This is a genomic window from Polaribacter sp. 2405UD43-2, from assembly GCF_058147125.1.
The window spans coordinates 125,404-139,449 of the sequence record NZ_JBYVJX010000003.1 but is presented as its reverse complement, the minus strand read 5'-3'; the positions used below and the strand labels follow the sequence as shown (position 1 = coordinate 139,449).

Here is a 14,046-nt window from a genome sequence, read left to right as displayed (position 1 = left end):
AAAATAGGTTTACAAAAATAGAACTTTCTTTTTTAAAAAGAAAACCTAAAACTTAAAAAAAATGTATATATTTGTATTATAATAACCGCACAAGAAATATTGTATAGTACTATATACAATAATTAAAAATCAAAATAAATTATAATTAATCTTACACAATTTAAGATTTACTTTTTAACTTAATATATAACAAATGTTCGAAATCTCTGAACTAAAAGCAAAAAAACTTGCTGATTTACAGGTAATTGCAAAATCTATTGGTCTTACAAAAACAAGTCAACTTAAAAAATTAGATTTGGTGTATCAAATATTAGATACACAAGCTGCAAACCCTACAAAAGTAGATACTTCTAAAACTGAAGTAAAACCAAAAGCTGAAAAACCAAAAAGAAAACGAGTAGCAAAACCAAAACCTGTTCAAAATAAACCTACTGCAAAAGAAGAAACTGCAAAAGAAGAAACTGCTGAAAGTGTTTCTAAAAATATAAAAGTTGAACAACAACAACAGCCAAGAAAAACTGAGAAAGTTGAGGAAAAACAGGTAGCTAATCCTACTAAAAAAGTTGAGCAACAGCAACAAAAACCTGCTGCTAACAATCAAAATAAACCGCAACACAAAAATAATCAGCAAAACAACAAGAATAAACATAACAATCAAAACAGAGATAAAAAATCTACGGTTAGTAGAGGTAATAAATCTAACAACAGATACAGAGACCCTGATTTTGAATTTGATGGTATTATAGAAAGTGAAGGTGTTTTAGAAATGATGCCAGATGGTTATGGTTTTTTACGATCTTCAGATTATAATTACTTATCATCACCAGATGATATTTATGTATCGCAATCTCAAATTAAATTATTTGGTTTAAAAACAGGCGATACTGTAAGAGGTAATGTTCGTCCGCCAAAAGAAGGCGAAAAATATTTTCCTCTAATTAGAGTATCAAAAATAAACGGATTAAACCCAAATATTGTTAGAGATAGAGTTTCGTTTGAGCATTTAACACCTTTATTTCCACAAGAAAAATTTAATTTAGCCGAAAGAGGAAGTTCTTTATCAACAAGAATTATAGACCTATTTTCTCCTATCGGAAAAGGACAAAGAGGTATGATTGTTGCCCAACCAAAAACGGGTAAAACAATGTTACTTAAAGATGTTGCCAATGCAATTGCACAGAATCATCCAGAAGTGTATCAAATTGTTTTATTAATTGATGAACGACCTGAAGAAGTAACTGATATGCAAAGAAGTGTTCGTGGAGAAGTGGTGGCTTCTACTTTTGATGAACCTGCAGACAAACACGTTAGAGTTGCTAATATTGTTTTAGAAAAAGCAAAACGTTTGGTAGAATGTGGTCATGATGTAGTAATTCTTTTAGATTCGATTACGCGTTTGGCAAGAGCTTATAATACAGTTGCGCCAGCTTCTGGTAAGATACTTTCTGGTGGTATAGATGCAAATGCATTGCACAAACCAAAACGTTTTTTTGGTGCTGCTAGGAACATAGAAAATGGCGGTTCTTTAACTATTATTGCAACTGCACTTACAGAAACTGGTTCTAAAATGGACGAAGTTATTTTCGAAGAATTTAAAGGAACTGGTAATATGGAGCTTCAATTAGACAGAAATATTTCTAATAGAAGAATTTATCCTGCCATCGATTTAATTAAATCTTCTACAAGACGTGATGATTTATTATTAGATGATAAAACCGTACAAAGAATGTGGATTTTACGCAAGTATTTGGCAGATATGAATCCTATAGAAGCAATGGAATTTATTAATGAAAGAATTAAATTCTCTAAAAATAATGATGAGTTTTTAATTTCTATGAACGGATAAATAAATTGAATCTTTTTTAAATATAGACAAAACCTTTTTGAGCAATCAGAAAGGTTTTTTATTTTGAAGCTTTTTCCTGCTATACGTTTTATCTTTTCTTTATTCTTCAGTCTTCAGAAAAGGAGATCACTTCTATCTGGGCTCAATATCTTTGTTAACTAATAGAGCTATTTAACGTGAGTTCGACATACTATTTGCTGATAATCAATTAGTTATTTGTTTTTTGATGCGCAGATGTCATTCAGACGAAGAATGAGGAAGAATCTCATTAAGATTGAGATTTCTCATCACTCGTATCTCGTTCTTTCGAAATAACAAAACACTGATAATAAGAAATATAGTACCTCAACATAATTCTATGTTATATCGAATTCACGTTATTTAAAGCCTATTATTTTTAAACAATGTATAAGCATTAAATATTGAACAAAAAAAATCCGTTCAGAAAAAACTGAACGGATTTAATATTTTTTAATTGTACATCTAATTAATTAGACACATACATATTTGCTCTATAATCTTCAATTTTAGAAGCTTCTTTTATAGCTTCATAGATTTTGTATGTTAATCTTTTTCTTGCATCAGCAATCTTTTTTCTTGCTGCATCGTAGTTTGGTAATGCTGTAGGTAATTCTTTCTTAGTTACAACAAATGCATACACACCTCTATTACCTTCAATATTATTATACAATTTATTTAATTCTGCATAATACATTGCTCCTACAACTTTTGGTTCTGAGCCTGCACCCGAAAGTGTAGGACTTTGTAAAGTTACTCCATTACCATTTCTAACAGTAGTATTGTTGGCTTTAGCAATTTCTTGTAAAGTAGCTCCGTTTAATTTTTTAGAAATTATTGCAGCTTTCTTTTTATTTACTAAAATTGGTCTAACTTTATTAATTGCCGTTTTTACTGGCATTAAACCTTTTTCTGTTTTTTCTTTTAGAGAAGCAATTACATAACTACCTTCTAAATCAAACTGTTTAAAATCTGCAACATTAGTATTGCTACCAAAAGCCCAACTTACAATTTGTCTTTGATTACCCAAACCAGGTATGTTTTCGTCTAAAACTTTTAAACCAATTGCAGGCTGGATTGCATATTTATTTTCTTTAGCAGCTTCAGCAAAACTTTTTCCGTTGGTAATTGCTAAAGCAAATTGCTGTGCTTTTTGAAAAGTTGCATTCTCAGTAGCTTCTGAAGGAACAATTTTTCTTGCAAAAGTAGCTAACTTAATTACTTTTTGAGTGTTTTTTGTATCATCAACTTTAATAATATGATAACCAAAAGGAGTTTCTACAACATCTATAGTTCCTTTTTTATTTGTAAAACAAAAGTCTCTAAAAGCAGGCGTCATTCTGTTGTAGTTAAACCAGTCTAAATCTCCGCCTTTGGCAGCAGAACCTTTATCTGAAGAAAAATCTTTTGCTAAATCTGCAAATTTACTTCTTCTTCTTTTTACAACGTTAAGAATACTATCTGCTAATTTTTTTGCTTGTTCTTTAGTTCTTGTTACATCTGGAGCGACTCTTTGCGAACCTACAAAAGGAATTAAAATATGACTCGCTTTTACTGAATCTGGCATTTGAGCAATTTCTGTAACTTTAGATATTTTAAAGAATCCTTGGTCTTTATATGGGCCGTAAACATCTCCTTTTGCAGTTTCAAAAATTTTGTCTGCTACAGTTTGATTGATGCTGTTTTTGTATTTAAAACCTTCATCCAAATTAATATCAGAATCGTTTTCTGCTAAAAACTCTTTATAATTAGTAGCATTTTTTAATCCTAAAACTGTTTGATTATTTCTATCTGTTGAGTTTTCTATGAATTTAGCAACTTCATTTTTTATATTTGTTTCATCTTCTGGAGTTGCAGTAATATTAAACTTTACATAAGAAATGTCTCTAGAAGCTTCTACTTTAAAATCAGACTTATGATCTTTAATATACGCTTCTACTTCAGATTTTTTTATTTTAACTAAACTATCTGCAACAGAAGTATAAGGAATAAAAACAAACTGACTGTTTAACTTTGTGTTGTTAATAAAATACTCATTTTCTCCTTCTTTTAAAGATGCTCCTAAACCAGCAGTTATTAAGTTGTTATAGGTATTTCTTTCTGCATTGTCTTTAATCTGATTCATATAATTAGACCAAGCACTCCACATTTGTTTATTGTTCTCTTTAGTGTCTGCTAAAAATTGTTTAAATTTTGCTTCATCAAACAAACCTGCTTCGTTTTGAAACTGAGGATTATTACTTACAGATGGTGCATTTACAATTTCGCTCCAAACATCGGCTTCACCAACAGAAATACCAGCTTCTTCTAATTGATTTTTATATATTTTTTGTCTTAAAATATTGTCCCAAACTGTTTTTACAGCTTGCATTTCAGACACTCTATTGCCTGTTTGTTGTTTGTAAGCTTCTAAAGCAGAAACAAATTCTTGTCTAGAAATAGATTCTCCATTTACTTCACCAATTTCATTAACTTTATTAGAGTTAAAAAAATCTCCTAAAGTAGAAGGGTCTAACACAAAAGCAAATAATGCTAAACCAATTATAATGATTAAGAACATTGAACGTTCTCTAATTTTTGATAAAACTGCCATACGTCATTTATTTAATTTCAGTTGGCGAATATACGATTTGGCTTTTAAAACTGCAACCGATTTTACAGTTAATAATAGGAAGTTTTAGACGATTTCTTTGATGTAAACGTTTTAAAGCAAATTAATCTTCTTTGTCTTTAATTTCTAGACAAATTTCATCAATTTTTGCGCCACTCATTTTTAAGATTTTAATTTCATAATCTGCTACATTTATGACTTCTTTTTCTTCTGGAATATTCTCTGTGTGTTCTATAATAAAACCTCCTAAAGTTTCGTAAGCTTCAGATTTTGGAATCTCTAAATTATATTCTTCATTTAAATAATTTATTTCTAATCTAGCCGAAAAGTTAAATGTATTTTCATTTACTTTTTCTTCTAAATAAACTTGTGTATCGTGTTCATCTTCAATTTCGCCAAACAGCTCTTCTACAATATCTTCTACAGTTATCATACCAGATGTGCCTCCATATTCATCAACAACTACAGCAACACTTTTACGTTTTTTCATTAAGATATTTAAAACATCATTAATCATCATAGATTCTGGCACAATTTCTATAGGCAATAAAATTGATTTAATGGTTTTTGGTTTTTTAAACAACTCAAAAGCATTTACATAACCAATAACATCGTCTAAAGAAGTTTTATAAATTAACACTTTTGATAAACCTGTTTCTATAAATAAATTTTTTAGGTTGTTTACTTTTTCGTGAATTTCTAAAGCTACAATTTCGGTTCTTGGAACCATAATTTCTCTAGCTTTTACATTATGAAACTCTAATGCATTCTGAAAAATCTGTATTTCAGAATCCATTTGATCATCTTCATTACCTGTTTCTAATTGTTCAGAAATGTAATTACCCAGTTCTTCTTTGCTAAATTCTGTTTGTTGTTCATCTGAATTTGTTTTGAAGAAAACTCGTAAAAAAAAGTCTGAAATTGATGTTATAAATTCTGAGAAAAAATGAAACAACACATAAAAAATATAGGCTGGTACAGCAAATATTTTTAATACTTCGTTTGCATAAATTCTAAAAATAGTTTTGGGCAAAAACTCTGCTGTTATTAAAATAACTATGGTAGAAATAATTGTTTGAATTAAAAGAATCGAAAAATCATTATAACCATCTAAAGGTAAAATATCTACCAAAAATTTACCCATATAATAACTATACACAACTAAAGAAATGTTATTACCTACCAACATTGTGGTAATAAATTTTGATGATTTTTGTGTAATTCTATTAAGTATTTTTGGTATAAAACCTTCTCTCTTTTTTTCTAATTCTATATGCAATTTATTGGCAGAAACAAAGGCAATTTCCATACCCGAAAAAAAGGCGGAAAGTATAATTGAGATACCAATAATGATGACTTCAATTTCCATTAAGAAAACTTGGTTCTATTTATTTTGACTATTTCTTTTTTCTACTTTTTTCCTAAAATTTCTTTTAAAGAAAAAGACTAAGATAATAAAAAAGGAAAATCCAAGAAATATATAGCTTCTATTTCTATCTGTGTTCCATCTTATTACACCTTCAATTAAACAAATAATGGCAACAATTAAGTAGCCATACTGAAAAAATTTCCAAACTTTATTCATCTTTTTTATTCTTCTGTTGTTTCTAATATTCCTGTAGTTTTCTTTGCCAAATGCTTACTTAAATCCTCTTTACATTCAAAGCCAACACCAGAAATTGTATCTTTTTGCGTAGTTAAAGTAAAAGCTTTATCAGAAAAAAAATACTTTGTATTTTGATCCCAATACAATTGTTCTGTTGTTAACTTAGATTTTTCTGTGTGATTAATTACAACTACGTTTCCTTTAATTTCTGAAACTAAGGTTTTTGAATAAGAAAGCGCATAATTACCAGTAATAGTAACAGAATCTAGCCCTTTATTTTCAAAATTTATAATTTTTATTCCTTTAGGAAACTCATTATATGGATGTTCTTTTCTGTTACTAAAATCATACAATAAAGGAGTTATCAATTTAGAAGTTATTCTGCCTGAATCTTTATAAACGTGATATGCATTTGTGGCTTTACCAATTGGCAAGTTTTTTGAAGCTAAAAAATCTCTAACTTCTTTTGTATTATTTGTACAAGAAAAAAGCATTACTGTTGCAATAAGAACAGTAATGCTTTTAACTATTATTTGTTTGTATAATTTCACAAGGTTATTTAACTGGTACTCTTACAGTTAAGCCAATCCAACATTTAATTGTGTAACTACTTCCTGGTTTTACACCAGCTGTAAAAATATCTTTTTTACTTGGCATATTTGCTCTGTAATTTCTAATGTATTTACCAGCAACTCCAGAAATACTAGGGTCTACTCTTGCAGCTCTTTGAGCTTCATTATATGCAGCTACATAAACCATTCTTTTTTCAAAAAGCTTTTTACCACATGAGTTGGCACTAGATTGATACAATCTTGCAATAAACAAATGTGCTTTACCATAATTTGGATTAAATCTAAGAGCTTCTCTAGCTAAACTTCTTGCTCTAGACTTTTGACCTCTTGCTTTTGCAGCTTGCGCAAACTTTAATTTATACTTCGCTTTCTTTAATGGATCAGTTTCTAAGTCGAAAGATCTTTGTCTCATTTCTCTTGCTCCAGAAGTGTCTCCATTATCTTCTAAAACATTTGCTAAGAAAGAATATGCCTCTGGCGATGGTGAAGATTCAGCAAAAGCTCTTGCCAATTTTTCGAATAATGGGTCTGTTTGACATCCTTTATTAAACATTCTAGAAACAGCTCTTTTTAACCACTGAGGATTTGCTTTGTTTGCTTCAAAATCTCTTTGATATAAAGGTACTAATCTTTCACAAGTTGCAATTTCAGAAATAATAGCATCTAAACCACTTTCTACAGTACCTAAAGCTTTAGAGTTTATTTTATAAGCTCTCAATTTTTTTAATCCTTTTTTATCTAAAGTAAGAGAGTCTTTTCTTAACTTAACAATATTAGCAGCATATCCATCTAATTTCTTATTTACATTATCTAAAACATCATCATAAGTATCAAATACTTTTTGAGGATTCGTATTTTTATTTCTATCGGTAACTCCTTGAAAATATTTATATAAGTTTTTAACCCCCATTTTAGTAGGATCTATGCTATATCCTTTTTCTAAAATTAAAAAAATATCTTCATCTGAAGCTAATTTGTTTTTTGCTAAATAAGTCGCATAATCACTATGAACTTTGGCTGGGTTTTTTTTAGGAAAATATTGTAATCTTTGCTCGTAAACTCTTTTGGCTAAAACAGGATCTTTTCTAACATCTTGTGCTAATTCTGCACCAAACTTATAAATATTTACAGATAAATTTTTACAGTTATCCATTAAATATATCCAATTGATGTATGCGTCATCGTATTTTTTTGATTTGAAATCTCCTTTAAAAAGGTTATACTTAATTGTACATTCTCTTTTAGCATCATCCTGAGCATTTGTTTTTACTGTAACCATAAAAAAAGCTGCAGCTAATAAAAACGTAATTTTCTTCATTTTGTCTGTTTTTTGTTAATCAATCTTTCTTTTTTTGAACCAATTGGTATCTGTCAAAGATAAACTTAATCTAAAATTAAAATAATTTTCTTGAATTAAATTATTAGAAGGGGTTCCTCTTTTACCAAATTCGAACCCTAAATTAACATTAGATAATTGTTTCAATGGTAAACCTAAACCAAAAGATATGCCAAAATCGTTTACAGACGAAAAATTTGTAATCGAATCTGGAGTTCCATCAATTAAAAGTCCTGTTTTTTCAATTCTAACTCCTGCTCTGTAGGTAACTCTTTCCCAATAACTAGAAATAGAGTTTATTTTTGGAATAATAAATCCTCCAAAAGAAAACCTATTAGATTTTCCGTATTTAAAAGAAGCATTCGTTGCATTAGCCAAACCAATGGTTTTAAAAGCATCTTGAGTTTCATATTCTGCACCAACATACCATTTATCAAACTTACCAAAACCTGCTCCTAAAATTGTTTTTAGAGGTAATTTATATTTTCCAGAAACACTAACATTCGAAATTGTATTTTTTATCACTTCTGTACCGTTATTAAAAATAAGTGAGTATAAATGATCATTTCCTGTAACTTTTAAATCATTTCCTAATTTAAGAGTAGTACCTGCATTAACAATAATATTATTCTTTAGCAGTTTTTGGTATTGAGCACCTAAAGTTACAGAACCTCCTCTAATATTTAAAGATTCTTTATTTTTGGTATCTCTACTAACATTTAATCTTTTCTTTATTATACTATTTTCTAAGTTACCAAAACTATAATCTGCCTCAATACCTAAAGAAAGTTCTTTTAATATTTTAATTCCAAAACTCCCATAAATTCTATTAATGCCCCCTTCTCCAATATAAAAAGTTTTTTCTTTTACTTTACCACTAACATCATCTAAAATACTTTTAGACAAAGAATAACCTACAGAAGAAATTGGTTGCAATCCTACAGAAAAACCTGCTTTTTTTCCAATAGGAAAAGCCAAAGCTATATAACTTAATCTTGTTGAGTTAACACTTTGTTTAGTGTTTCCGTTTTTTATAGTTAAATCATTATTTAGCAAACCAAAAGCATACGTGGTATATCTTAAATCTGAATATGCTGCTGGGTTTGTAAAATTTAAGTACTTATAATGATTAAAAGCAACTCCTATACCTCCCATACTACTTTGTTCAACTGTTTTTGAGCTAAACTCATCACCAATACCAAAAAAAGAATATGGAGATGAACTTGTTCTTTGCGCTAATAAATTTGCAGAAGTAATCAGTAAAAAAGCTACTAAAATATTTCTTATCATTTGTTTTTATTAAAAATCAATATTTTATTTAATCCTTCTAGGAGAAAATTTTGATTGGCAAATATGCTAATTTTTAATTGTTTTGACAAGAATTTTGTGTCTCCTCCTGTTAAAACAACTGTTAAATCTCGAAATTCTTGTTTATAATCTTCTATAACGCCATTTATCTCTTTTAAAACACCATTAATAACACCAGAGTTCATACTTTCAATAGTGCTTTTTCCAACAAAATCTAATAACTCATTTTTTTTTAATAAGGGTAAATTAGCTGTAAAATGCTTTAAAGATTTAAATCTCATTTCTATACCAGGAGAAATTGCACCACCTAAATACTCTTTTTTATAATTTACAAAATCGAAAGTAATACATGTACCTGCATCTATAACCAAAACATTTTTGTTTGGAAACTTTTTTACTGCACCTGATACCAAAGCAATTCTGTCTACACCTAATGTTTTTGGTGTTTTATACAAATTGATAAATGGAACTTTTGTGGTATCTGAAACTATTAGAAGTTTTACTATTTTTTGCAACTTCTGCAACTTACTTTCTGAAATTGCTGCGACATTTGCTATGATTGCATCTGAATTAGGATATTTTTTTATTATTTTTTTTAATGTTGATAAAATTCTTTTTTTATCAAAAACATAAGTTTCAATAAATGTATCATTCTCAAAAACAGCAACTTTACCTCTTGTATTGCCTATATCTATTGTTAAATTCATCTATTTTTTAGTTATAATTCAAATGTACGTTAGATTTTTTTTAAATTTTATTTAGTAGATATCAAAAAACATTTTATATTTGCATCCGCTAAGGCAATGGTACCTTAGCTCAGTTGGTAGAGCAAAGGACTGAAAATCCTTGTGTCCCTGGTTCGATTCCTGGAGGTACCACTTAAAAACCCTTTAAACGTAATGTTTATAGGGTTTTTTGTTTTTAGGATGTTAAATAGGGTGCAAATAAAAACCGTTACAAGTTAATGCAACGGTTTTAAAAGTGATATTTATTTTCTAATAATTAAGCCACCGTACCAGAACCTAAATAAACACTATTTGATACTATGTTTCCATTTTCAGAAACAAATGCCATAAACAACTCTACTGTTTCCCCTGTGTACGATGCAGGAAGTATTAATGTTTGCGTTGTTACTGTTCTTATTGCTCCATCTAATAAATAGATTGATTCTTTTTTTGATGGATTGTAAGCCAACACCATCGCTTTATCTGTTGCATTTGCATTACCATCTGTAGAATTATCATCCCATCCAAAAGTTACTTGACCAGCAGTTGCTAAATCACTTGTTGGATTTAAAGGTGTAGATAAACTACCTCTACTTAAAAGAGCTAAAGAATAATCAACATTAAAGTTTGGTGCTGTGCCTGTAATCGCATTTCCTAAAATGTATGACATTGCAGAGTTAAAAGCAGTTTTCTTTACCGCAAATGATTTATAACCTACATTTAAAAAGTCTTTATTCGGTTGCAAGAATTGAATAGTTGCAGAAAACTTATTTCTTTGATTTACTTGACCTACTGTTCTTGGATTTGCAACACTTGACGGTTTGATTCTTAAATAATCAATCCCTTTCCAATTTCCACCGATTACGTTTCCTACTTTACCAGATAATCCTCCTAAAATTCCTTGAGATATTTTCCCCATTACTATATAAATTTAAAATTAATACTCCTTTGGACTTGGTACGGATTTGTTATAGCTTTAATATGTATCAATAATACGTAAATCATCTTTTGAAGATGCTTTTTACACTTACTTTGCTCTTTTTTGTCCTACTTTACTTGTTTTTTGTTAGCGAAATGAGGCAAACAAAGAATTTTGATAAAGAAACTAAATGAATTTAGCAGAATTTTTGTGCAGATGAATGAGATAAGAAAAAATGAGATTTATCGTTTTTAAAGATTGATAAACAGAGGCTGGTTTGAGCGTGGGGTTTATCAATTTTTAAAAATGTTAGCCTAATGGCGATTGAATGCCGGAGTATGAGTGAAAATTTTGAGTTATCTAAAAAAATAGTATATTTAATTTCTTTTTCAAAAGAGTCTTTTATTAGACTTTTTCATAGCAATTTTCCAACCTCTCTACGATGTGGGTTTTTCTTTTAAATAATTTCATTTAAAATAATTAAAGTACGTAGTGCGCTGGAAGAAGTGGCTGCAAAAAGCGTTGGAAGAGCGGCTATTTTACATAATAGCAGTTATAACTACGAAAAAATAAACATTTAGCGTAGCGTACCTTTGAAAAGTTTTTTGCTATTATAACTTCTATTATGTAAATATAGCTTTGGGGAGTTTAATGTTTTATGAAAAAATAATAACGGATTGCTTTTTATAGTTGTGAATGAGGTTACGAATGAGCAAGCTATAAAATGCAATAACCTTTAGAATATTAAAACTTTAAACTTGTGGCTGGAAAGCGGAATAACACAAAAGACAGAGGTTTTTGAGGTACGAAAATTCTGGGTTTTGTGTTGTGGGGATTTTATAAAAAAGAAAAACCCAGAGCAAGTCTGGGTTTATAATTATTTTTTTTACTTGCAGCATTAAAGCAAATGAATAATGGTGCAATTGAAGTACAAAGGTACTAAACATTATTTAATTAGCAATATCTGTGCCTAATTAATATTTATGACCAATTTTATTTTCAATTATTTCTTTTATAGAATTATTGTCTTTGTAATTGTCAAAAAGCCTTTTAATTTCACTCTCTAATTCTAATTTTCTATCATTAGAAATTTTATCAAGGATAAATAGAATGATTTTTATCGAGGAATCTAAAGTACTCCTGTTATTGTTATTAAATTCTATACCTGGTACAATAGAAATACCTCTTGGTGTATTTAAATCAAAAATAACTCCACTATGTGCGCAAGTATTTCTTATAAAAACTATTGTTTCCATTAGGTTAGTAAATTTCTTCAAGTTCCTAATTCCATATATGTTTGATATACGTTCTTTAATTGAGTTGTCATTTAAGGACTTAAATATTTTTAATATAGCTCCAAAAGTAAAAAATTCAAGAGTTTTCCAAGATGGAGCATATTTATCGTTTATATATTTTCTATGGTGTAATTTTATTTGCTTGTTTTTACTTTTAAATTCCGAATTGTAATGGACGTCAAAAGAATCTATTAAGTTTTGGTTAACTACTTTTGAATCTATAAACCAAGTTGGAGAGTCTTTGTATTTATTGGAGACATAATAAACTACTTTTGTTCTAAAATTTATTTCAATTCTTTTAATGTATTTTAAAAGTAGATTTCTTAAATCTACATCTAAATAATATAAATTAACAACATCAGAAAATTTAGTACCTTCTTTAAATTCGTGTTTTTCATTTATTTCAAAAGGATTCCAATAAAAACCAAGTCTATAATAACCAATATCTAATAAGATTTCTTTAACTTTCTTTTCAGGAAAGTCCAATATCATACCTCTTTCCGTTAGTTTTTCTAATTGTTGATTAGAGTTTGTTGCAATGTTACCCATTTTTATTTTTGTGTTACTTTTTCTTTAAACTTACTAAATATTTCATCTGCAATAATATGATTTTCTCTTAAACCATTTTTATCTAAAATATTTATAAAACCCAATTTACATTGATTAGTTTCTTTTTCATTTGGAATATGATGGTAACTTCCAAAGATACTATCTTCTTGACTTATTTTAGGATACAATAGTATACTCTTTTCTGCTTTCCAGAATAGATTATAAGCAAACATTTGTTTTAAATCATCATCAGATGGTTTGTAAGAACTTACTATTTTCCATTTAGTATCTATGATATACGTTTCTTCTTTATGTTTAATTACTATATCTGGTTTTATTCTTTTTGTTTCCCAAAATTTTGTTGAATTTTGAGGAGATACATAATAATCTTTAGGTTTGTGCTTTTGTAATATTCTATACACATACTCTTCCCATAATTTATTCATATCAAATAATAGCGTTAGCATATTATCATTACCAGAATTAAGGTTAGGAGAATAATTTAATATTATCATTTTAGCAATATCAATAGCCTTGTTATAAGGTTGTGTTTTTCTATTTGGTATTATTTTTGAAAAATGAGAACTATTAATATTTACTTCTTTAAAATCAGAAAAGTGAAATAGAATTCTATTCAATTTATCTTTAAGATTAGAACTTATAAAACCATCTAAAATCTTTAAGCCTTTATATAATATTTGATGTAATAAGTGATCTTTATCATAGACTTGATGTTCACAATAAAAACGTTCTTTATGTATACTATTCTTTTGAATATTTTTTGTAAAAACTAACTTACCTTTTAAAGCTAATTGATTTTCTTGAACTCTTCTATATTTTTTAATCAGTCCTTTTTGAATGAGTTCTTCAATTTCATTTAAATACATTTCAAAATACACCTCTAAAATTGAATTGTATCTCTTCTTTAAAGCTGTTTCAGATATATTATCTACATTGATATGCTTACAAACTTTAAGCATATTTAATAAGACATTTTGCCACGTCTTTTTTTGTGCTTCAATATCAGAATTGTCCTTATCTGCTTTTGGAAGAATTTCAATGGTTAAACCGTTAATTTGAATTACACCGACATAACTATTTAATTTTATTCCTTTATGAATTATTGTATAATATTTGTTATCGTTCTTCTCATTAAATTTTACCATAGCATTAAAATGACTTTCTGTAAAATCATTCTCTTTGCTATCAAATTTTAATTTTTGATATTCAAATACTTGTATAAGGTTTTTCTTACCCACAA

At 28.3% G+C, this 14,046-nt stretch carries 10 protein-coding genes and 1 tRNA gene; 2 read left to right on the top strand and 9 right to left on the bottom strand.

From position 1 onward, the window contains the following. Window positions 1–193: 193 nt before the first annotated feature. A complete protein-coding gene (gene rho / locus ACY2RX_RS05825; RefSeq protein WP_490103031.1) occupies window positions 194–1,846 on the top strand; it encodes a transcription termination factor Rho in 1,653 nt (550 codons plus the stop codon). Between the two features lie 487 nt (window positions 1,847–2,333). Here rho and ACY2RX_RS05820 read toward each other — a convergent pair whose 3' ends face one another. From ACY2RX_RS05820 to ACY2RX_RS05795, 6 genes are all read right to left on the bottom strand, one after another. Further along, window positions 2,334–4,457 carry a peptidylprolyl isomerase gene (locus ACY2RX_RS05820; protein WP_490103030.1) on the bottom strand — a complete coding sequence of 708 codons (2,124 nt, stop codon included), beginning with the start codon at window positions 4,455–4,457 and terminating at the stop codon, window positions 2,334–2,336. Window positions 4,458–4,578: 121 nt separating this feature from the next. Beyond that, complete coding sequence (locus tag ACY2RX_RS05815) at window positions 4,579–5,844, bottom strand: hemolysin family protein (protein ID WP_490103029.1); 1,266 nt, start codon at window positions 5,842–5,844, stop codon at window positions 4,579–4,581. A 221-nt stretch (window positions 5,845–6,065) separates the two neighbouring features. After that, a complete protein-coding gene (gene lptC / locus ACY2RX_RS05810) occupies window positions 6,066–6,632 on the bottom strand; it encodes an LPS export ABC transporter periplasmic protein LptC (protein WP_490103028.1) in 567 nt (188 codons plus the stop codon). Between the two features lie 4 nt (window positions 6,633–6,636). Then, window positions 6,637–7,971: a tetratricopeptide repeat protein gene (locus ACY2RX_RS05805; protein ID WP_490103027.1), complete on the bottom strand. Its 1,335-nt coding sequence runs from the start codon at window positions 7,969–7,971 to the stop codon at window positions 6,637–6,639. 15 nt (window positions 7,972–7,986) lie between these two features. Next, window positions 7,987–9,279: a BamG family beta-barrel-assembly machinery protein gene (gene bamG, locus ACY2RX_RS05800; protein ID WP_490103026.1), complete on the bottom strand. Its 1,293-nt coding sequence runs from the start codon at window positions 9,277–9,279 to the stop codon at window positions 7,987–7,989. Next, window positions 9,276–10,004 carry a type III pantothenate kinase gene (locus ACY2RX_RS05795; RefSeq protein WP_490103025.1) on the bottom strand — a complete coding sequence of 243 codons (729 nt, stop codon included), beginning with the start codon at window positions 10,002–10,004 and terminating at the stop codon, window positions 9,276–9,278. Before ACY2RX_RS05795 ends, bamG begins: the two co-directional genes overlap by 4 nt. Window positions 10,005–10,102: 98 nt before the next feature. Here ACY2RX_RS05795 and ACY2RX_RS05790 point away from each other — a divergent pair. After that, window positions 10,103–10,175, top strand: a tRNA-Phe gene (locus ACY2RX_RS05790). A gap of 124 nt (window positions 10,176–10,299) precedes the next feature. Here ACY2RX_RS05790 and ACY2RX_RS05785 read toward each other — a convergent pair. From ACY2RX_RS05785 to ACY2RX_RS05775, 3 genes are all read right to left on the bottom strand, one after another. After that, complete coding sequence (locus tag ACY2RX_RS05785; RefSeq protein WP_490103024.1) at window positions 10,300–10,941, bottom strand: DUF6266 family protein; 642 nt, start codon at window positions 10,939–10,941, stop codon at window positions 10,300–10,302. 974 nt (window positions 10,942–11,915) lie between these two features. Continuing rightward, window positions 11,916–12,785 carry an Abi family protein gene (locus tag ACY2RX_RS05780; protein ID WP_490103023.1) on the bottom strand — a complete coding sequence of 290 codons (870 nt, stop codon included), beginning with the start codon at window positions 12,783–12,785 and terminating at the stop codon, window positions 11,916–11,918. Between the two features lie 2 nt (window positions 12,786–12,787). Next, window positions 12,788–14,044: an McrC family protein gene (locus ACY2RX_RS05775; protein ID WP_490103022.1), complete on the bottom strand. Its 1,257-nt coding sequence runs from the start codon at window positions 14,042–14,044 to the stop codon at window positions 12,788–12,790. Window positions 14,045–14,046 lie beyond the last annotated feature (2 nt).